Source organism: Solemya velum gill symbiont, from assembly GCF_002020255.1.
Classification (GTDB): Bacteria; Pseudomonadota; Gammaproteobacteria; order Chromatiales; family Chromatiaceae.
Map to the genome: position 1 here is coordinate 16,927 of NZ_MPQG01000022.1, position 19,947 is coordinate 36,873.

Annotated in this window: 21 protein-coding genes; 15 read left to right on the top strand and 6 right to left on the bottom strand. The window is 52.9% G+C overall.

From position 1 onward, the window contains the following. Positions 1-22: 22 nt before the first annotated feature. Complete coding sequence (gene argA / locus BOW06_RS11820; RefSeq protein ID WP_230209687.1) at positions 23-1,327, bottom strand: amino-acid N-acetyltransferase; 1,305 nt, start codon at positions 1,325-1,327, stop codon at positions 23-25. 119 nt (positions 1,328-1,446) lie between these two features. Here argA and BOW06_RS11825 point away from each other — a divergent pair, with 119 nt between their 5' ends. The 3 genes from BOW06_RS11825 to BOW06_RS11835 are packed head-to-tail and all read left to right on the top strand — an operon-like array spanning position 1,447 to position 5,332. Continuing rightward, positions 1,447-2,358 carry an AAA family ATPase gene (locus BOW06_RS11825; protein WP_043117703.1) on the top strand — a complete coding sequence of 304 codons (912 nt, stop codon included), beginning with the start codon at positions 1,447-1,449 and terminating at the stop codon, positions 2,356-2,358. Between the two features lie 2 nt (positions 2,359-2,360). After that, positions 2,361-3,326, top strand: a complete 966-nt coding sequence (locus BOW06_RS11830) for a DUF58 domain-containing protein (protein WP_052132258.1) — start codon at positions 2,361-2,363, stop codon at positions 3,324-3,326. Next, positions 3,326-5,332 (top strand): transglutaminase TgpA family protein, encoded by a 2,007-nt coding sequence (locus tag BOW06_RS11835; protein WP_078454793.1) that lies wholly within the window; start codon positions 3,326-3,328, stop codon positions 5,330-5,332. Before BOW06_RS11830 ends, BOW06_RS11835 begins: the two co-directional genes overlap by 1 nt. 70 nt (positions 5,333-5,402) lie before the next feature. Here the strand turns inward: BOW06_RS11835 and argE are convergent, their stop codons facing one another. Further along, entirely contained in the window at positions 5,403-6,548 is a 1,146-nt protein-coding gene (gene argE, locus BOW06_RS11840; protein ID WP_043117700.1) for an acetylornithine deacetylase, read from the bottom strand. Positions 6,549-6,697: 149 nt separating this feature from the next. On the opposite strand from argE, the gene BOW06_RS11845 reads away from it, so the two are divergent. Genes BOW06_RS11845 through BOW06_RS11860 form a run of 4 tightly spaced genes read left to right on the top strand, consistent with a single transcriptional unit; the run spans position 6,698 to position 11,503 of the window. Then, positions 6,698-9,010, top strand: a complete 2,313-nt coding sequence (locus tag BOW06_RS11845; protein WP_078454792.1) for an efflux RND transporter permease subunit — start codon at positions 6,698-6,700, stop codon at positions 9,008-9,010. Between the two features lie 28 nt (positions 9,011-9,038). Further along, entirely contained in the window at positions 9,039-9,818 is a 780-nt protein-coding gene (locus BOW06_RS11850; RefSeq protein ID WP_078454791.1) for an outer membrane lipoprotein-sorting protein, read from the top strand. Positions 9,819-9,832: 14 nt separating this feature from the next. Continuing rightward, positions 9,833-10,297 (top strand): methyltransferase family protein, encoded by a 465-nt coding sequence (locus BOW06_RS11855; RefSeq protein ID WP_230208777.1) that lies wholly within the window; start codon positions 9,833-9,835, stop codon positions 10,295-10,297. 18 nt (positions 10,298-10,315) lie between these two features. After that, complete coding sequence (locus tag BOW06_RS11860) at positions 10,316-11,503, top strand: hypothetical protein (RefSeq protein ID WP_043117696.1); 1,188 nt, start codon at positions 10,316-10,318, stop codon at positions 11,501-11,503. On the opposite strand, the gene BOW06_RS11865 is transcribed toward BOW06_RS11860, so the two are convergent. Further along, entirely contained in the window at positions 11,494-11,925 is a 432-nt protein-coding gene (locus tag BOW06_RS11865; protein WP_078453514.1) for a thioredoxin family protein, read from the bottom strand. The genes BOW06_RS11860 and BOW06_RS11865 overlap by 10 nt on opposite strands. Positions 11,926-12,006: 81 nt before the next feature. Here BOW06_RS11865 and cpdA point away from each other — a divergent pair, with 81 nt between their 5' ends. Next, positions 12,007-12,759, top strand: a complete 753-nt coding sequence (gene cpdA / locus BOW06_RS11870) for a 3',5'-cyclic-AMP phosphodiesterase (protein ID WP_043117695.1) — start codon at positions 12,007-12,009, stop codon at positions 12,757-12,759. Between the two features lie 16 nt (positions 12,760-12,775). Here cpdA and speD read toward each other — a convergent pair whose 3' ends face one another. From speD to BOW06_RS11885, 3 genes are all read right to left on the bottom strand, one after another. Continuing rightward, the gene (gene speD / locus BOW06_RS11875) at positions 12,776-13,591 is read right to left on the bottom strand and encodes an adenosylmethionine decarboxylase (RefSeq protein ID WP_043117693.1); all 816 of its coding nucleotides are present in this window, start codon (positions 13,589-13,591) and stop codon (positions 12,776-12,778) included. 92 nt (positions 13,592-13,683) lie between these two features. After that, the gene (locus BOW06_RS11880; RefSeq protein ID WP_043117691.1) at positions 13,684-14,103 is read right to left on the bottom strand and encodes a VOC family protein; all 420 of its coding nucleotides are present in this window, start codon (positions 14,101-14,103) and stop codon (positions 13,684-13,686) included. A 2-nt stretch (positions 14,104-14,105) separates the two neighbouring features. Further along, complete coding sequence (locus BOW06_RS11885; RefSeq protein ID WP_078453513.1) at positions 14,106-14,525, bottom strand: OsmC family protein; 420 nt, start codon at positions 14,523-14,525, stop codon at positions 14,106-14,108. Positions 14,526-14,635: 110 nt separating this feature from the next. Between BOW06_RS11885 and BOW06_RS11890 the strand changes: the two genes are divergently transcribed. From BOW06_RS11890 to BOW06_RS11920, 7 genes are all read left to right on the top strand, one after another. Beyond that, the gene (locus tag BOW06_RS11890) at positions 14,636-15,469 is read left to right on the top strand and encodes a symmetrical bis(5'-nucleosyl)-tetraphosphatase (RefSeq protein WP_078453512.1); all 834 of its coding nucleotides are present in this window, start codon (positions 14,636-14,638) and stop codon (positions 15,467-15,469) included. A 39-nt stretch (positions 15,470-15,508) separates the two neighbouring features. Continuing rightward, positions 15,509-16,033, top strand: a complete 525-nt coding sequence (locus tag BOW06_RS11895; protein WP_078454790.1) for a YqhA family protein — start codon at positions 15,509-15,511, stop codon at positions 16,031-16,033. 10 nt (positions 16,034-16,043) lie between these two features. After that, complete coding sequence (locus BOW06_RS11900; protein ID WP_043117685.1) at positions 16,044-16,505, top strand: hypothetical protein; 462 nt, start codon at positions 16,044-16,046, stop codon at positions 16,503-16,505. A gap of 306 nt (positions 16,506-16,811) precedes the next feature. Then, positions 16,812-17,186, top strand: a complete 375-nt coding sequence (gene rpsL / locus BOW06_RS11905) for a 30S ribosomal protein S12 (RefSeq protein ID WP_043117683.1) — start codon at positions 16,812-16,814, stop codon at positions 17,184-17,186. Between the two features lie 19 nt (positions 17,187-17,205). Beyond that, positions 17,206-17,676 (top strand): 30S ribosomal protein S7, encoded by a 471-nt coding sequence (rpsG, locus tag BOW06_RS11910; RefSeq protein ID WP_043117681.1) that lies wholly within the window; start codon positions 17,206-17,208, stop codon positions 17,674-17,676. A 33-nt stretch (positions 17,677-17,709) separates the two neighbouring features. Beyond that, positions 17,710-19,791 carry an elongation factor G gene (gene fusA / locus BOW06_RS11915; RefSeq protein WP_043117679.1) on the top strand — a complete coding sequence of 694 codons (2,082 nt, stop codon included), beginning with the start codon at positions 17,710-17,712 and terminating at the stop codon, positions 19,789-19,791. Between the two features lie 39 nt (positions 19,792-19,830). Further along, on the top strand, positions 19,831-19,947 hold a 117-nt coding region (locus BOW06_RS11920), incomplete at its 3' end, for a GTP-binding protein (RefSeq protein WP_230209594.1).

A 19,947-nucleotide genomic window follows, 5' to 3' on the forward strand; every position in this document is an offset into this window, starting at 1 on the left:
GCTATCTTCAGGAGCCTCTGATTCAGAGTTCTTTAACCAGTACGCGCGAGTTACGGCGATAGTTGTACAGCCCACGCTTGGCCATAGGCAGGGACTGTACCTGGCTGAGCTTGAAGCCCTGGTCGCCAAACCAGTGACTGCTGGATGTCGTCAAAACGAAAAGCCGGTTAATGTTTGCGGCTTCTGCCTTTCTTTCAAGTTCATGCAGCAGGGTCTCGCCAAAACCGGCACCACGATATTCCGGGTGTACGGCAACACAGGCGATTTCAGCCATGCGCTCTTTTGCATAGGGATAGAGTGCCGCACAGGCGATAATGACGCCTTCGCGCTCAATAACACTGAAATACGAAACCTCGTTTTCAATCAATTCACGCGAACGCCGTACCAGTGCGCCCTGCTTTTCAAGTGGTTCAATCAGCGCAAGTATTCCGACGACATCATCAGCACGTGCTGTGCGCATGGTGTCGAATGGCTTGGCGCTGATCATTGTGCCGGCACCATCACGCGTGAAAAGCTCTTTCAGGACGACACCATCAATGGTGCGTGACAGGAGGTGTGCCCGTTTGACGCCCTTGCGGCACGCAGATGCCGCCGTTTGCAGCAACTGCTTCTGTTCATTGGTGAGCGACTTGCGCCGTGTCAGCATCTGGTCAACTTCTGTCGGTGTCAGGTGTTGCAGCAATTTTCCAGCACGTTTGAGTGGCTTGTCGTCGCCGAGCAGAATCAGCTTGTCGGCACCGATAGCGGCTGCAACGGATTGCGCCACATCAGCGGTACTGAGATTGAAGACCTCACCTGTCGAGGAGTAGCCAAGTGGCGGCAGCAGGACAATATTGCCTGCATCGAGTTGATGTGTGATCGCGTCGGTGTCGATGCGCCTGACTTCACCGGTAAACAGGTAGTCGGTTCCATCGCGCACACCTATCGGTTTGGCAGTGACGAAATTCCCCGAGGCAACACGGATACGTACACCCGCCATCGGTGAGTTGGAGGATGCGGTCGATAGCAGCGCTTCGACATCAACCCGGACACTGCCGGCTGCTTCTTTTACGCAGGTGATTGCCGTCTCATCTGTGACGCGCAATCCGTTAACGTAAGTCATGCTGGCCTTGCGCTGCTTGAGGCGTTCCTCGATTTGCGGACGTGAACCGTGCACCAGCACAAGGCGAATGCCGAGGCCTTGCAGAAGGGCAATGTCATGTACAAGGGAAGGGAACGCATCATCAGCAACTGCAGAACCGCCGAAGGCGAGCACCAGCGTTGCTCCCCTGTGTGCGTGCACATAGGGCGATGCTGTTCTGAACCAGTTGATAAAGTTGTCAGTCACCTGCTTGCTCTGTCCCACTCTGTATAGATAGATAACATTGAAACTTAAAGCAGGGCGTGGTGCAAATACTATCTGCTGTTAAACTTGAGTTGTCGGTAACAGAGACGGAAATGGGTTTAATGCAAAAAAAGCTTGAGCAGGCGGTAACTGAGATCGGAAGTGTTATTTTGGGTAAGGAGCGGCAAGTCCGCCTGGCCCTGTGTTGCCTGCTTGCAGGTGGCCACTTGCTGATTGAAGATTTGCCCGGCATGGGAAAGACCATGTTGTCTCATGCACTCGCAAAGGTGCTCGGTCTTGACTACACACGCATCCAGTTCACCAGTGACCTGTTACCCGCGGATATTCTCGGTGTTTCCGTATTCAATAAAAACAGTGCGCAGTTCGAATTTGTCCCGGGGCCCGTATTTACCCAGGTACTGCTGGCCGACGAGATCAACCGCACTACACCAAAAACACAGAGTGCCCTGCTTGAGGCGATGGAAGAGAGACAGGTGACCGTGGAGGGCCAGACACGTGAGCTGCCGTCGCCATTCTTCGTTATCGCAACGCAAAACCCGACTACCCAGTCAGGAACCTATCCGCTGCCGGAATCCCAGCTGGATCGTTTCCTGATGCGTCTGACATTGGGGTACCCGGATCGTGAAGCTGAGAGAAAACTTCTGCTTGGAGAGAATAGTCATCAGCTGTTGGCTAATTTACAAACAGTTATCACCGTGTCTGAACTGGAAGCCATGCAGCAGCTTGTAGAGACTATCCATGTCTCCACGAGCCTTGTCGATTATGTGCAGCGCCTGGTTGAGCAGAGCCGCACGTCCGGTGATTATGCCTGGGGGCTCTCGCCACGAGGTGCGCTGGCACTGTTGCGGTCGGCCAAAACCTGGGCCCTGATGGAAGGACGTGATCATGTACTTCCGGAAGATGTACAGGCTGTCCTGATTCCTGTCGCGGAACATCGTCTTGCGACATCCATCGAGAAACATGGTGGTGGAGTGGCACGCAAGTTACTGGACAGTGTCGATGTGATCGTCTGATCATGATGCAAAATGCTCGCCAATGGTTTCGTGCGCAATTCGGTCGCTGGCTGAAAAAGCGACTGCCAGCAGCGCGATCCATCACTCTTGATCGACATCGCCTGTTTGTCTTTCCATCAAGAGCCGGTTTTGGTTTTCTGTTGTTCGTGGTGGTGATCCTGCTTGTGGCAATCAACTACCAGAACAACATGGTATTCGGATTGGCATTTCTGCTCTCCAGCCTGCTGGTTATTACTATCCTGCATACCTGGGGGAACCTCTCCGGGCTGACTGTCAGCAGTCTTCGGGCCATACCGGTATTTGCCGGTGAATCGGCAGTTTTTGAAATAAGAATCAGCCGTCCGGAGCGGGGCGCCCGTCATGCAATTACTCTCACCTGGCCGGATGGTGACTCTGCATATACCAGTTTGCTTGAAGAGAAAGAGGTCATTGTCGAGTTGTCACTGCCTGCTCACCGGCGTGGTGTTCTGAGGCCTGGCCGCCTGTTGATTGAAACGCATTATCCACTCGGCCTTGTGCGTTGCTGGAGCTGGATCGACCTGGCGCTTGAGACGCTGGTTTATCCACAGCCGCTCGAGAGTGAATTTCATTCCGGTGACAGTGGTGAGACTGATTCCGGAGAGGTCATGGTGAATCTTGCCGGAGATGACTACTATGGCCTGCGTGAATACCAGCCAGGCGACTCTCTGAAACAGGTTGCCTGGAAGCACTACGCAAGGGGGCATGATCTGCAAACGCGGCAGTTTGCTGCCTATCGTGATCACCAGTTGTGGCTCGACTACGAGGCATTTACAGGCGGTGTCGAGGCGCGCCTCTCAGCTCTCTGTTTCGAGGTGTTGAGAGTGGAAGCGAACAGAGAGGAGTATGGTTTGCGCCTGCCGGGTATCGAGATAGAGCCGGGCAAGGGTGACCGGCATCGTGAACAGGTGTTGAGTGCTTTGGCGCTGTTTCAGGGCGGGGCAGGCTAATGATTACTCCGTGGCATATTCCCCGTAACGCGCTGACGTGGATTCTGTTGAGCCTGTTGCTGCTGGTGCCGGCGCATTATGATCACCTGCCCTGGTGGGCCCTGCTGGTCTGCCTGGTTGTTGCCGGCTGGCGCATTATGATTCTCCGCGGGGAGTGGGGGCTGCCGTCCATCTGGATCAAACTGTTGCTGGTACTACTCAGCGTGGCCGGTATTTATCAACAGTTTGGCGGGATAACAGGACTCGAGCCGATGGTGGCTCTGCTGTTTTGCGGATTTTCCCTGAAGTTGCTTGAGTGCAGCAGCAGGCGTGATGTCTACCTTGTACTGTTCCTTGCCTATCTTGTCGCGGCGAGTGCATTCCTCTTTTCCCAGCAGATCACTTTCTCGCTGTACATGTTGCTTTGTGTCCTGGTGATTACAGCAGCACTGGTGGCTCTGCATCAGCCCAATGTGAGTGAATTCAGTCTGAGTGGCCTCTACAAGGCGACAGTGATTCTGTTGCAGGCGATTCCACTCACAGTGGTTCTGTTCCTTGTTCTGCCCCGCTTTGAACCCCTGTGGTCAGTTCCTGCGCCGTCACATCAGGCCAGAACCGGCATGAGTGACACCATGTCGCCAGGTGATATCTCGGCGCTCGGACGTAGTGACCAGCTGGTATTTCGTGCCGAGTTTGAATCGGGTATTCCATCCAGTCGACAACTCTACTGGCGCGGCCTAACCCTGTCCGATTTCGATGGACGCACCTGGCACCGGGGGCCGGAAAATATGCGTTTTCTTACCCCGCGTGAGTCGCAATCTGTGAGGCAGCGTTTCAGTCAGCCGATCAACTACAAGCTGATCATCGAACCAAATAACCAGTACTGGATTTTCTCCCTGCCACTGGCATTTACAGACAATCCGAAAGTAAAGATGGCATCGGATTCTCGCCTGGTTAGTATTCAGCAAATTGGTTCGAGAATGCAGCTCGATGTTCTTTCAGATCCTGACGAACGCCTGCAATCCTTTATGGACATTCAACAACGGGCGCTTTATACCGAATTGCCGGCTAGTGGCAATCCACGAACCAGGGAGTGGGCGCAACGGTTACTCGATCAGGCTGGCAACGAGGTGATCTTTGTGCAGCAAATGTTGGACTATTTTAGCCGAGAAGCCTTTTTCTACACGCTTGAACCGCCCCTGTTAGGAAGAGACTCGGTGGACGAGTTTATTTTTGATACGCGGCGCGGTTTTTGTGAGCACTATGCCAGCAGTTTTGTTTTTGCAGTTCGTTCGGCTGGAATTCCGGCACGGGTGGTGGCAGGTTACCAGGGCGGTGATGTGAACCCCTTGACCGGGGTCGTCTCCGTGCGACAGTACGACGCTCATGCCTGGGCTGAGGTGTGGCTGGAAGATCAGGGCTGGGTGCGCGTCGATCCAACCGGGGCGGTATCACCCCTGCGCATCGAATCAGGCCTGCAGCGAGCGATGGAGGCAGTAGCGGAAGAGTTTCTGCCTGATGATTTCCTGTCGCCATACCGCTACCGTGATATCCCCTGGATCAATCAGCTGCGCTTGCGATACGAGATGCTCAATTACCAATGGACAAAATGGGTACTCAATTACCGCGGCCAGTTGCAGATTGATGTTATGAAACGTTTGCTGGGAGATATCACAGCCTGGCGGATTGCCGTGCTTCTGCTGCTTGTGACCCTGCTTGCCTCCTTGCCATTTCTCTACCGGGCCTGGTTGCACGGACGTCACCTGGAGCCACACCAGCGACTCTATCTGAAGATTTGTCGCATGCTGGAGAAACAGGGATATGAGCGCCAGCCGAATGAGACACCGGATGAATTTGCACACCGCGTTGCGCAAGATGCGCCTGCATGGGGGCCTTCATTGCAGCTGGTTACCGGGCTGTTCACCAGGCTGGAGTACGAATCCGTACCTGAGCAGGAGAGGGAACAGGCGTTGAAAAACTTAAAGCACGAGCTCTTCAAGCTGCGTTATAAACGGGTCTGGAAGTAATCGGCATTGCTGCTTCCTGCAGAGCAAGGTGTGTATGTAGGAGCCCCGTCCCGGGGCGATCAATTTCTGTTTAAAGGCAAAACTTTTTGATCAGGGACTTGAGAATATCAACACCCGGCTGTAACTGATCAATGGCGACAAACTCATTTGGCTGATGTGCCTGCGCGATATCGCCTGGCCCCATAACGACAGTCTCCATACCCATGGCGTTGAAATAAGGTGCCTCGGTGCCGAAGGCAACTGTTTCTGCCTGGTGCCCTGTCAGGCTCTCGGCAGCTTTCACTATCGCCGCTTCAGCAGCTGTTTCCATCGGTGGGATTCCATCGAATGTCTTTTCCAGCGTGATCTGCAGACCTCGATCTCCAAGCCGTTTTTCGATGAGTTGCTCGATTTCACCATGTAATTGATCGAGGTTCATACCGGGAAGCGGACGCAGGTCGAAATGGAGTTCACACTCTGCACAAATGCGATTAGGGCTGTCTCCGCCGTGAATATGCCCCAGGTTGAGAGTTGGCACTTCGACAGCAAACAGGGGGTTGCGGTAGTTCTCTTGTAGTTGCTTGCGCCATTCGAGCAGTTCCTGCATTGCGGCCTGCATCGCATCCAGTGCACTGTTACCAAGAGAAGGATCACTTGAGTGGCCGGATGAACCCCGGATACGCAATGCGCGCATCATCATGCCTTTGTGCATGCGGATTGGACGGTTACTGGTTGGTTCGCCGATCACTACGTGGCGCCCGAGGTGTTGTCCAAGGTTTCCTAGTGCCTTGGCACCGCACATGGTGGTCTCTTCATCAGCAGTGGCTATGATGGTCAATGGCTGTTTCAGCTGTTTCAGGTCCAGGTCACGCACTGCCTCAAGTACAAGACTGAAAAAGCCCTTCATGTCGCAGCTGCCGAGTCCGTAGAGCCTGTTGTCACGCTCCGAGAGTTTGAATGGATCGACCTGCCAGCGTCCCTCGTCGTAGGGGACAGTGTCCGTGTGGCCTGCCAGTACTAATCCCTGTTCACCAGAGCCAGCGCTGGCGATTAAATTGAACTTGTCCGGGCAGCCGGGAATTGGCTGGATAAGTGTCGTGAAACCGAGGCTGCTGAACCACTGATCAAGCAGTTCGATTACCTTGCGGTTGTCCTGGTCCCAGCCCGGACTGGTACTGCTCACTGAAGGTGCGGCAACAAGCTGTGTCAGGCTCTGGATGAGTGTCGGCGTTTTCATGACCGGAGCATAGCATGGAACCAGCGCACTATGATTCGAGGAATAAATGAGGGTATTTCTGCAAGGATGTTTGTTATTATTTGCACTCAATATGGCAGGGAGCATGCCGTATTTCTCCTTAATGCAGTGTTTTAAACGAGGGCAAATGGATGAATGAAAGATATGCAGCGGGCATATTGCGTTATCGCTGGCTGGTAATCGTTGCGACCATACTGCTGGTAGCCCTGGCGGCGAGCGGCGGGCGTTTTCTTGCATTCTCAAGCGATTACCGGGTCTTTTTCAGCAAGGAGAACCCGCAGCTGACAGCCTTCGAGGAACTCCAGAATACCTACACCAAGAATGACAATGTCCTTATTGTGCTCGAACCCAAGGGAGGCAATGTCTTTACTCGTGATGTCTACGAGGCAATTATAGATGTCACGGAGCGTTCGTGGCAGGTGCCCTATTCACTGCGTGTCGACTCGCTGAGCAACTTTCAACACTCGTTTTCCGAAGAAGATGACCTGACCGTCATTGACCTGATCGATGAACCGGCAGGGCTGAGTGATGAAGAGGTCGAATATATCAAGTCCGTCGCTCTCAAGGAGCCATTGCTGAAGCGCCGACTGGTCTCACCGCAGGGTCATGTGACTGCGATTAATATCACGGTCGAACTACCTGGCTTGAATCCGGTAGAAGAAGTTCCAGACGTGGTCGGCAAGGTGCGTGAGATTGCAGCATATGTGGAGGAAACCTACCCGGATTTGCAGGTCTACCTGACTGGCGTGGTGATGATGAACAGTGCCTTCGCCGAGGCGTCCCAGTATGATGCGAGCAACCTGTTGCCGCTTGCATTCCTTCTGATTGTTGTGACTGTTTTTATCCAGTTGCGTGGTGTTGTCGGTACCCTTGTCACCGCCCTGGTGATTATCATGTCGGTCATTTCCGCGATGGGACTAGCCGGCTGGATGGGGATACCGTTGACCGGGCCGATGATGTCTGCACCGGCGATTATTCTCACACTGGCTGTAGCTGACTGTGTGCATATTCTTACTAACTGGATGCAGGGCTTGCGACAAGGCCATGATAAAAATCAGGCGATGGTTGAGAGTATGCGCATTAACTTCAGCCCGGTGTTCCTGACCTCGGCAACCACCGCGATTGGATTCCTGACGCTTAATTTCTCAGATGCACCGCCTTTTGGTGATCTTGGAAACACTTCTGCAATTGGTGTGATTATCGCCTTTCTTCTCTCTGTCAGCTTTCTGCCTGCTCTGGCGACACTACTGCCTTCCATGGTTAAGGAGCATGAACAGCATGATAGTCACGTGATGTTGAAACTGGCTGACTGGATTATCAAATTCAGGAAACAGCTATTGGTCGGTATGGGCGCACTGATACTGGCACTGGTTGCACTGGTTCCGATGAACGAGACTAACGATGTGTTTGTTGTATACTTTGATGAACGTATCCAGTTCAGAACTGACACAGACTTTGTGGTCGAAAATCTGACAGGTGTCTATTTCATCGATTATTCACTGAATAGCGGCAGCGATGGCGGTGTATCAGATCCGAAGAATTTGCAACAGGTCGAGGATCTTGCCAATTGGCTGAGAGCCCAGCCGAATGTCATGCATGTCAGTACCATTACAGATGTTTTCAAGCGTCTTAACCGGAATATGCACGGTGATGATGAGGCATGGCACAAGTTGCCGCAGCAGCGTGACCTGGCTGCCCAGTACCTGCTGCTTTACGAGATGTCACTGCCGTATGGGCTGGATCTGAATAACCAGATCGATATCAACAAGCAGGCAACCCGCCTGTCTGTAACCATGGAGACCATGTCGACCAACGAGGTGCTGGAGTTCGAAGAACTCGTGTACGACTGGATGGCGGAAAATACGCCGGATATTCTCACCTTCGGGGCCAGCCCGACGGTGATGTTCTCGCATATCGGCACACGCAATATCAAGAGTATGCTGGGAGGCACCCTGGTCGCCCTGGTACTGATTTCGCTTATCCTGATGGTTGCGCTCAAATCATGGCGCTATGGCTTTGTCAGCCTGGTCCCGAACCTGGCCCCGGCTGGTATGGCATTTGGTATCTGGGCTGTTATCGATGGTGAAATCGGTCTTGGCGTTTCGGTGGTGACCGCGATGACGCTGGGTATTGTAGTCGACGACGCGATCCATTTTCTCAGCAAGTACCTGCGTGCTCGTCGCGAACAGGGACTGGATGCAGCCAACGCTGTGCGTTATGCCTTCAGAACTGTTGGCGTTGCCCTGTGGGTGACCTCGGTGGCACTGGTCGCAGGCTTCATGGTGCTGGCAACTTCATCTTTTGAATTGAACAGCTCTATGGGTTTACTTGTCTCAATAGTAATTGCACTGGCGCTGTTTGCCGACTTCTTTTTCCTGCCACCGTTGTTGATGCGATTTGACAGCTGGTTACAGGGCAGTGAAAAGCCGAAACAGGCTAATTGAATTGACGAAGATACAACCGGAGTGAGTGATGAAAAAAATGATCGGTATTCTGCTGCTTGCAACATTTACGTTGCCGGTACTTGCTGAATCCCCTGAAGAGAAAGGACTGCGTATTGCACAGGCTGCTGATGCACGTGACACTGGCTGGAAAGACCAGACTGCTAACATGATCATGACGCTGCGTAACCGCTCGGGTGAGGAGAGTATACGCAAGATACGCACTAAGTCTCTTGAGCAGAAAGGCGATGGTGACAAGAGCCTCTCCCTGTTTGATGAACCGGCGGATATCAAGGGAACTGCCATGCTGACTTTTTCGCATGGTCTCAAGCCCGATGACCAGTGGCTCTACCTGCCGGCACTGAAACGCGTCAAGCGTATCTCCTCACGCAACAAGTCGGGTCCTTTTATGGGTAGCGAATTCGTTTTCGAGGACCTGGGGTCGCAGGAGATTGAAAAATACAGCTACAAGTACCTGAAGGAAGAGGCGTGCGGCAAGGGCTGGAAATGCCATGTGCTTGAGCGCACACCCGCCTACAAGCATTCAGGCTACTCGAAGCAGGTTGCATGGTTGGATGCCAGGGAGTACCGACCGGTCAAGATTGACTACTATGACCGCAAGGGCTCAAAGCTGAAGACGCTGACATGGAAGGGTTACAAAACTTACGGCAATTTCTGGCGAGCCGACGAGATGTTCATGCAGAATCACCTGACCGGGAAGTCGACTACGCTGAAGTGGGCAAACTACAAGTTGAATACCGGGCTTGGTGATGGTGATTTCAACAAGAACGCGCTGGCTCGCCTGCGCTGAATCTGCGAAAGAGAATGATGCAACAGCCGCTGCCAAAAATATTTCCACCCGTATTTGCGCTCCTCTTTGCCGCAGCGATGTGGGCGGTAGCAAATGGCTTTCCGATTGTTGAACTGATTCCTGATCCATGGAACCGGTTCGGCTATATCGTTATGGCAATTGCGATCAGTATCGACCTCTGGTCGCTTGGACTTTTTCTCAGGGCGAAAACCACTTTTCATCCGTTACGGTTACATGAAACCTCCTCCCTTGTTACTGGCGGCATGTACCGGGTTACGCGTAACCCCATGTACCTCGGCCTGCTTCTTCTCCTGACTGGCTGGGCGATTCTGCTCGGTGAATTGCTTCCGTGGATGCTGCTGCCGATATTTGTGTGGCTGCTCAACACACAGCAGATTCAACACGAGGAACGTATTCTCGAGGAGAAGTTTGGCGGCCAGTATCTGCAGTACAAGGAGCGCGTGCGCCGTTGGATCTAGACGACATCTGAAAAAAATATGACTCAATATAAATCAATACTACTCGCCGGCCTGTTGCCGCTTCTCTCATCTGTTGCTGTCGCTGACTGGTCAGGCAATATCGCCGTTGAAGGCCGTTATTTCACCTCAAGTCCACAGTGGCAAGGGCAGGGGAGCGAAGGGATTTCACTCAGCTTCCAGCCGGAATATCGTCACCAGTGGAATGACGGCAAGGATGGTTTTACCTTTATTCCCTTCGTGCGTCTCGACAGCATGGATGATGAACGTACCCATGCAGATATCCGTGAACTCAGTTATCTCCACGTCATGGATGGCTGGGAATTTCGTGCCGGAATCAGCAAGGTGTTCTGGGGCGTTACCGAGTCGCAGCACCTGGTCGATATCATCAACCAGACTGACCTGGTCGAGAGCGTAGACGGTGAAGAGAAACTTGGCCAGCCGATGGTTCGGGTCACGCGTGTGTTTGATACCGGGAGTATCGATGTTTTCCTCATGCCCTGGTTTCGTGAGCGTACCTTTCCCGGCATCAATGGCCGTTTACGTACCTCGATGCCGGTTGATACCGACAGTGCTGCCTATGAGTCGGATGACGAACAGCGCCATTTCGATTATTCACTGCGCTGGAACGGCTATCTCGGCAATGTCGACTATGCGCTGTCGTGGTTTGACGGTACCTCGCGTGAGCCTGGTTTTATTGCTCACCCGGACAAGCCACTTGAGCTGCTTGCCCCATACTATTACCAGTTGCAGCAGGCAGGTCTCGAGTTGCAGTACACCGGCGAAGCGTGGTTGTGGAAGCTGGAGGCAGTGCATCGTAGTACCAGTGTCGAAGACTACTGGGCGGCCACCGGTGGTTTTGAGTACACCTTTGTCGGTATCAACGACTCTGCGCTGGACCTCGGGGTGATAGGTGAATACCTCTATGATTCACGTGGCACTGATGGGCAGGCCCCGTTTCAGAATGATCTTTTCGTTGGTGCACGCCTGACGCTCAACGATGCCCAGAGCAGTGAGCTGCTGGCTGGTGCCATTATCGATCTTGACCATTCGAGTAAAACCTTCAGGGTCGAGGCGAGCCGCCGCATCGGGCAGAATTACAAGCTGAGTGTCGAGGCGCAGCTGTTTGCTGACGTGGATGTGAATGATCCACTGGCTGCTTTCGAGAAAGACAGTTTCGTGCAGGTCGAACTGGCGCGCTACTTCTGATTGGCTAATATTGTCTGGCGGGCGTCATCGATCGCCACGTCGAGATACCAGCCGTACATCTCCAGCGTGTTGGCGCCGAGTAACGGCTTGCCGATTTGCGTTCCGGTCGAATCAAGCAGAATGACAGTGGGTGTGACGAAAAGACCGTACTCCTTGAAGAACAGGTAGCCCTCTTCCACGGTACCATCGAAATAGGTTATCTCGTTACCCAAATCAATGCTGACCTCCCGGATCAGGACGCGTTCGCGTTCCGCCGCATTTCGATTCATGGGAAGGAATATCTCTTCCTTGAGGCGATGGCAATAGTCGCAGTGCTCCTGTGTGAAGAGGAGCAGGAGAGGTCGTCCGCTGCGTTTCACCTCGTTCCCAAGTTGTTGCAGGTTTGTTGCCTGGGTCAATTCATCATTCATACTTGTTGCCATTCAGGTGTTATATCAGCTTGCCGGTTACCGGTATTCAATAGAGTATAATGCCTGTTCTAGTGGTTGGGAGTCTACAGACTGATGCAACTGATCCAGATTACGGATATGCACATGCACCGGGAGCCCGGTGAAATCAGGCAGTCCTGTGTCAATACGGACGATTCACTGGCAGCAGTACTTGCCAGTATCAAAAATCGTGGGCAAATCCCTGCACTGATTGCGGCAACCGGCGATCTTGCACAGGATCCTCATCCGGAGATATACAACCGCTTCGGACAAATGGTGTCGCTGCTTGATGCCCCTGTAGTGACTCTTCCCGGTAACCATGACGACAGAGCCATGATGTCGGCCAGTTTCAGTGACGGTAGCGTGAGTTGCTGCGGTGAACTGCAACTTGGTGAATGGCAGCTGGTGTTTCTCGATACCTCGGTACCAGGTGAGGTACATGGCTCCCTGGGCCAGGAGCAACTGGATAATCTCATCGAGACCATTTCATCGACCAGTGCCAGCCATATTCTGATTTTCATGCATCACCACCCTTATCCGGTCGGTACTGTCTGGCTCGATGATATCGGGTTGGAGAACAGTGATCTTTTCTGGGATGCAGTCGGGACATCAGCACGCGTACGCGGCGTGGTTTGCGGACATATTCATCAACAACTGGACTGCATACACAAAGGTATCAGGATGCTGGGCACGCCTTCTACCTGCGTACAGTTCGTACCCTTTTCGGAAGAATCGGATTTTGATGACAGGCCGCCTGGCTACAGGGTGATAGAGTTAAACGACGATGGCTCGATCGATACCCGTGTCGAATGGGTGCCCCTGCCCTAATGATGGGGTAAGCGCTTCACATCAATTTCATCCCTTTCGGAATGTTACGTCCGTAAAATATTTCGAGCATTTCGCGCTTCAGTGCCTCGACGATCAAGCGCTGTTCCTTGGGAGGGATGTCATCGGCATCGACGCCGAACAGGTAGCTGTCCAGATTGAAATCCTTGAGTAGCATCTTGGTATGGAACAGGTTCTCCTGGTAGACATTGACGTCGATCATCTGGTAGCGCCGCTTGGTGTCAGCAGCGAGATAATTCTGAATCGAGTTGATGTTGTGATCGGTAAAGTGTTTTTTGCCGTTAACGTCGCGGGTGAAGCCTCGCACGCGGTAGTCGAGCGTGACAATGTCTGAGTCAAACGAGTGGATCAGGTAGTTGAGCGCTTTCAGGGGTGAAATACGTCCACAGGTCGAAACATCAATATCGGCACGGAAGGTACTGATGCCGTTTTCCGGGTGGCTCTCTGGGTAGGTGTGCACGGTCACGTGGCTTTTGTCCAGATGCATCACAACACTGTCGGGAAGAGGGCCCGGTGCCTCGGTGTTGGAGAGCTTTTCAGCTGCAATCGGTTCCTCGGAGATTAGCATGGTGACGCTGGCGCCCTGCGGATCATAGTCCTGGTGGGCGACATTGAGGATATTGGCACCGATGATATCGACAACATCCGTCAGGATATTGGTCAGGCGCTCGGCATTATATGCCTCGTCTATATACTCTATATATGAGCTGACCTCTTCCTTGCTTCTTGCATAGCAGATGTCATAGATGTTGAAACTCAGTGTTTTTGTCAGGTTGTTAAACCCGTGCAGTTTGAGTTTGCGCTTTCTCGCCATCGACGTCGAACCTGGGTGAATATTAAACCGGGGCGCACTTTATGCCCAAGTCGCTGTCAGGGCAAGGAAAAAGTGCATTTCACATTTCCCGGTCAGTTAACACCCCTCAATGCCTCCCACTGGCTGACCGGCGGGTGGTGAATGATCTGTACATGTGTGCCATCCGGATCGTAGCAGTAGAAGCTGCGCGCGCCGTCACGATGCGTGCGTGGTTTAGTCCGCATTTTGACATCATGATCCTGCAGGAACTCGAACCAGCGGTCGACCTCTTCAGCCGCGTTGACGAAGAAACCGATATGATCCAGTCGCTGGCCGGCTTCATCCCTTTGGTGCTCCGTGGATGCCTGGTGCAGCGCCAGGTTGTCACTGCCCGACGTCAGGTAGACGTTCTGATGGTCAGGACGCCACTCGAGCTCCATGCCGAGCAGATTGATATAGAAGTTTTCACACGCCTCGAGATCGCGCACGAAGAGTGCGACATGGCGCATTCCAAGCATTTTTTCCGGTCTCATGATCAATCCTCCTCGATAATTTCATAATCGTGGGTTATTTTCGCCATTTTGCCGAGCATGATTGAGGCTGAACAGTATTTTTCGGCACTCAACTCGATGGCTCGCTTGACGTGTTTTTCGCTAAGGTCGCGTCCCTTGACGATAAAGTGGGCGTGGATACGCGTGAAAACCTGCGGTCTTTCGTCTGCACGTTCCGCATCAAGGATGACTTCGCAGGAGGAGACCTGTTGACGGGACTTGTTGAGGATCATCATCACATCAATCTGGGTGCAGCCGCCCATGCCGAGCAATAACATCTCCATTGGACGAACACCGAGGTCTTGACCGCCAAGGTTGGGAGGTCCATCCATAACAACCCCGTGGCCGCTTGGAGATTCACCTACCATCATCATGCCTTCGACCCATTTGACTCGTGCTTTCATGCCTCTGCTATTCCTCTTCTGTGATGCCCGCTGCAAAATTCAAGATTAGCATATTCCATCGGGGTTGAGAGTATGTATACTTGGTTGCGAATGAATAATCCGGGGCATGCATGGCAACTTATGTAATCGGCGATGTGCAGGGCTGTTTTGATGAATTACAGCGCCTCCTTGAGCATATCGAATTCGACGCACAACAGGATCAGCTCTGGTTCGCAGGCGATCTCGTCAATCGCGGACCCAAGTCACTGGAAGTTCTGCGCTTCGTCAAGGAGTTGGGGGACAGCGCGGTATGTGTGCTCGGCAATCATGACCTGCATCTGCTCGCGACCTGGAGTACGGGGGGCAAGAAGAAGCTGAAAAATGATCTTCAGCCCATTTTTGATGCGCCTGATCGCGACGAGTTACTCGAGTGGCTGTGCCTGCGCCCCTTGATGCATACGACCCCGGAATTTGACTTCTGCCTGATACACGCCGGTTTGCCGCCACAATGGGACCTGACCCAGGCTCTCGCCTGTGCACAGGAGGTGGAGTCGGTGCTTGCCGATCAACGCTGCAGAGAGCACTATTTTGCCGAGATGTATGGCGACAAACCGAACCTCTGGAGCGAGGATCTGGGCGGGCAGGAACGTCTCCGCTTTATTACCAACTGCTTTACGCGACTGCGCTTCTGTACGCAGGATGGACACCTGGCTCTCGATGAGAAGGGTGCGCCGGGTTCCCAGAAGAAGGGGCTTTTGCCATGGTACCTGGTACCCGGGCGACAATCGGAGAATATCAAACTGCTGTTCGGACACTGGTCGATGCTCGGTTATCACCATGAAGCCAATACATGGGCACTGGACACGGGGTGCCTGTGGGGCGGTGAATTGTCTGCTCTGCGCATTGACGTGGAGCCTCCCGTACTTTATGCAATTGATTGTCCATGCCAGCGCAAGCCGGGTTAGAATACCTTTATATGCTAAAACTACTGGACTGAGATTATTATGATTGGACGCTGGTTTGAGGGTGCGATCTGGTCGTCGCGCCTTGTCGTACTACTAGCGGTTGTATCGAGCCTTGTCTCTGCGATCGCGCTTTTTTATATGTCAACAGTCGATGCCTGGATTCTTGTCACACATGTTCTGAACTATGGCTCGCCTGAGCTGACGGCGGTTGATCGTGTCGAATTGAGGGCGGAGACGGTCACCCATGTAGTCGAGATGGTCGATGGTTACCTGCTCGCAACCGTGCTGTTGATTTTTGGTATGGGACTTTACGAACTGTTCATCTGTAAAATAGGCCAGGCAGAAGAGTCCGGGACCTCGTCAAAGGTGCTGGTTATCAACAGCCTCGATGATCTCAAGGCGCGCCTTGCCAAGGTTGTACTGATGATCCTGATCGTGCGCTACTTCGAATTTGCGCTGGGCATGGACTTTAATACACCACTCGATTTGCTCTATTTTGCTTTCGGTATCGCTTTTCTGGGCGCTGCACTGTGGCTTTCTCACCTGGCCGACATGAAACACTGAGACTCTGGATGTGAAGCAGATTGCGCTAATTATTGTTCTGTTCGCGGCAGCCCTGCTGGCAGGGCGATTTCTGACAGATACACCCGCTCCGGGTGATACGGCTCTTCCGAGTGTGACTCTCGAGCCGATCGCTTGCGAGCCTTCTTTGCAGGCGTGTATGGCAGAACTGCCGGATGGGTCGCAGGTTCAGATGCAGATTCTGCCGAAGGATGCCATTAAGCCGATGAAGCCGCTGCAGGCAGAAGTGACTGCCACAGGGAAATGGCACGCAACCACGCTTGAAGCGACCGGCATTAATATGAATATGGGCTTCAACCGCTTCAACTTTAAGCCCGGCGACGAACAGGTTGATCATGCAGACTTCATGCTGCCAATCTGTACTCTGAAGCGTATGCAGTGGGAGTTTTTGTTAACAATTTCTGATGAAAACAGCCTGATTCATATTCCCTTCCATATCGAGATCGAATCCTGAGGGTGTGACAGCCGTCAAATATTTGAAATATTCCCCGGTTTTTCCGTGTTTGTCGTTGACAAGTGGTCATGAGGCGCATAGAATTCGCGGTCTTTCTCCCCGGCACTGTCTGAAGGGAGAGGACAAGGCAGCTGAAGAGAGAATAGCAGCCTTGTAAAATATAGAATTGAATCAATGACTTACTATCTAGCGGGTCGATAGCGACAGGCTGGAGAGGGTTGGTTAACGTTTTTTTATTGCGCGCAGAAATGGTTTTCTGCATGTATCTGGCGCCCAGGGTGGCGCTGTGAAAGAGAAGAGAAGCAAATGGCAACAATTAATCAGTTAGTACGCAAACCACGTAAGCGCAAGGTTGCTAAAAGCAACGTGCCTGCGCTCGAGGCGTGTCCTCAGAAGCGTGGTGTTTGCACTCGCGTATATACAACAACCCCTAAGAAGCCGAACTCGGCACTGCGTAAGGTTGCTCGTGTACGCCTGACGAATGGTCATGAAGTCACCAGTTATATTGGTGGTGAGGGACATAACCTTCAGGAGCACAGCGTGATCCTGATCCGTGGCGGTCGTGTTAAGGACTTGCCAGGTGTGCGTTATCACACCGTGCGCGGCACACTCGATACCTCTGGTGTTGAGAGCCGTCGTCAAGGTCGCTCCAAGTATGGTGCGAAGCGTCCCAAGAGCTAATTAGAGAGAGATTGAGAAAATGGCCAGAAGACGAGTAGCAGCACGCCGTGAAATCCTGCCCGATCCTAAGTTCGGAAGCCAGTTGTTGACCAAGTTCATCAACATGGTAATGGTTGACGGAAAGAAATCTGTTGCAGAAAGCATTCTGTATAACGCGCTTGACCAGATCGCCGACAAAAAAGGCGGTGACCCAATGGAAGCGCTTGAAACTGCACTGGAAAATGTACGCCCTGCGGTAGAGGTTAAATCCCGCCGTGTTGGTGGTGCAACCTACCAGGTTCCTGTTGAAGTACGTCCGATTCGTCGTGACTCACTCGCAATGCGCTGGATTATCGATGCAGCACGCAGGCGTAGTGAAAAATCCATGGCGCAGCGTCTTGCCGGTGAGCTGATGGATGCGACCGAGCAGCGTGGATCAGCAGTTAAAAAACGTGAAGATACGCACCGTATGGCTGAAGCCAACAAGGCGTTCTCACACTACCGCTGGTAACAGCAAACCAGGGAAACCGGGGAAGATCGGGTCGTGGCACGTTCGACTCCAATAGAACGCTATCGAAACCTGGGCATTATGGCCCATATCGATGCGGGTAAAACGACCACGACAGAGCGGATCCTGTATTACACAGGAGTGTCTCACAAGATTGGTGAAGTCCATGACGGTGCGGCAACAATGGACTGGATGGAGCAGGAACAGGAGCGAGGAATTACCATCACCTCGGCAGCAACGACCTGTTTCTGGAGTGGTATGGAGCGGCAGTACGACCAGCACCGTATCAATATTATCGACACGCCCGGGCATGTCGATTTCACCATCGAGGTGGAGCGTTCGTTACGTGTACTCGATGGTGCCTGTGCAGTCTTCTGTGCGGTAGGCGGTGTTGAACCGCAATCCGAAACAGTCTGGCGCCAGGCGAGCAAGTATGGCGTGCCGCGCATCGCATTCGTCAACAAGATGGATCGCATGGGCGCCAACTTTTTAAGGGTAGTCGAACAGGTGCGAGAGCGTCTGGGGGCTACACCGGTACCGATGCAGATGAATATCGGTGCAGAAGAAAATTTTAAAGGGGTCGTCGATCTGGTCAAGATGCAGGCGATCTACTGGAAGGAAGAGGGCATGGGAATCGAGTTCGAAGAACACGATATCCCGGAAGATCTCAAGAGCCAATGTGCGGAACTGCGTGAGCAGATGGTAGAAGCTGCCGCCGAGGCATCTGATGAACTGATGGAGAAATACCTTGAAGAGGGTGAACTCTCCGCAGATGAAATCAGGCAGGGCATCCGTATTCGGACACTTGCCAACGAGATCACGCCGATGTTCTGTGGCTCTGCCTTCAAGAACAAGGGTGTACAGGCAATGCTCGATGCAGTTATCGACTATATGCCGTCACCGGTCGATGTCCCGGCGATCATGGGGCATCTTGATGACAAGGACGAAAGCGTGGCAGAGCGCCACCCGACAGATGATGATCCATTTGCGGCACTGGCTTTCAAGATCGCAACCGACCCATTTGTCGGCACATTGACGTTTTTCCGGGTTTACTCGGGTGTGCTGAAATCTGGTGATACGGTTTTTAACCCGATTAAGGGTAAGAAGGAGCGGGTTGGACGCATTTTGCAGATGCATGCCAATCACCGTGATGAGATCAAGGAAGTGCGTGCTGGCGATATCGCCGCGGCAGTTGGTCTCAAGGATATTACGACGGGTGAGACCCTGTGTGATATCGACAACAGGATTATCCTGGAACGCATGGACTTCCCGGAACCGGTTATATCGGTTGCGGTTGAGCCGAGAACCAAGGCGGACCAGGACAAGATGGGGGTAGCCCTGTCGAAGTTGGCCCAGGAAGACCCTTCTTTCCGTGTACGTACGGATGAGGAATCGGGCCAGACGATCATCTCGGGTATGGGTGAATTGCACCTGGAGATTATCGTTGACCGCATGAAGCGTGAGTTTGATGTTGAGGCAAATGTCGGTGCGCCGCAGGTTGCCTACCGTGAAACCATACGCAAGGCGGTCAAGCACGAAGGTAAGTTTATACGCCAGTCGGGCGGTCGCGGTCAGTATGGCCATGTGTGGCTGAAGATAGAGCCGCAGGAGTCCGGAGCTGGTTATGAGTTCGTCAACGACATCGTTGGCGGTGTCGTACCAAAGGAGTATATTCCGGCGGTCGACAAAGGTGTGCAGGACGCGATGACCGGCGGAATTAACTCCGGTTATCAGGTGGTAGACATCAAGGTGACCCTGATTGATGGTTCATTTCATGATGTTGACTCATCTGAGCAGGCATTCAGAATCGCCGGCTCAATGTGCTTCAGAGAAGGCGCAAAAACTGCAGACCCGGTGGTGCTTGAGCCCATCATGAAAGTTGAAGTTGTCACCCCCGAGGAAAACATGGGTGACGTGATTGGCGATCTGAACAGTCGCCGCGGCATGGTGCAGGGAATGGAAGACTCACCCGCCGGAAAGCTGGTTCGCGCAGAAGTGCCACTGGCGAAAATGTTCGGGTATGCAACAGATTTGCGTGGTGCGACACAGGGTCGAGCCACCTACTCGATGGAATTTGCGCATTACAGCGAAGTGCCATCGGGTTTTGCAGGTAATTAGCGAAATAGTCCTAACAGTATTTTTTAGAGGGTAGCTACGGTGTCCAAGGAAAAATTTGAACGTACGAAACCGCACGTGAACGTTGGTACAATTGGCCACGTTGACCACGGTAAAACAACACTGACAGCGGCACTGACTCGAGTGTGTGCAGAGACC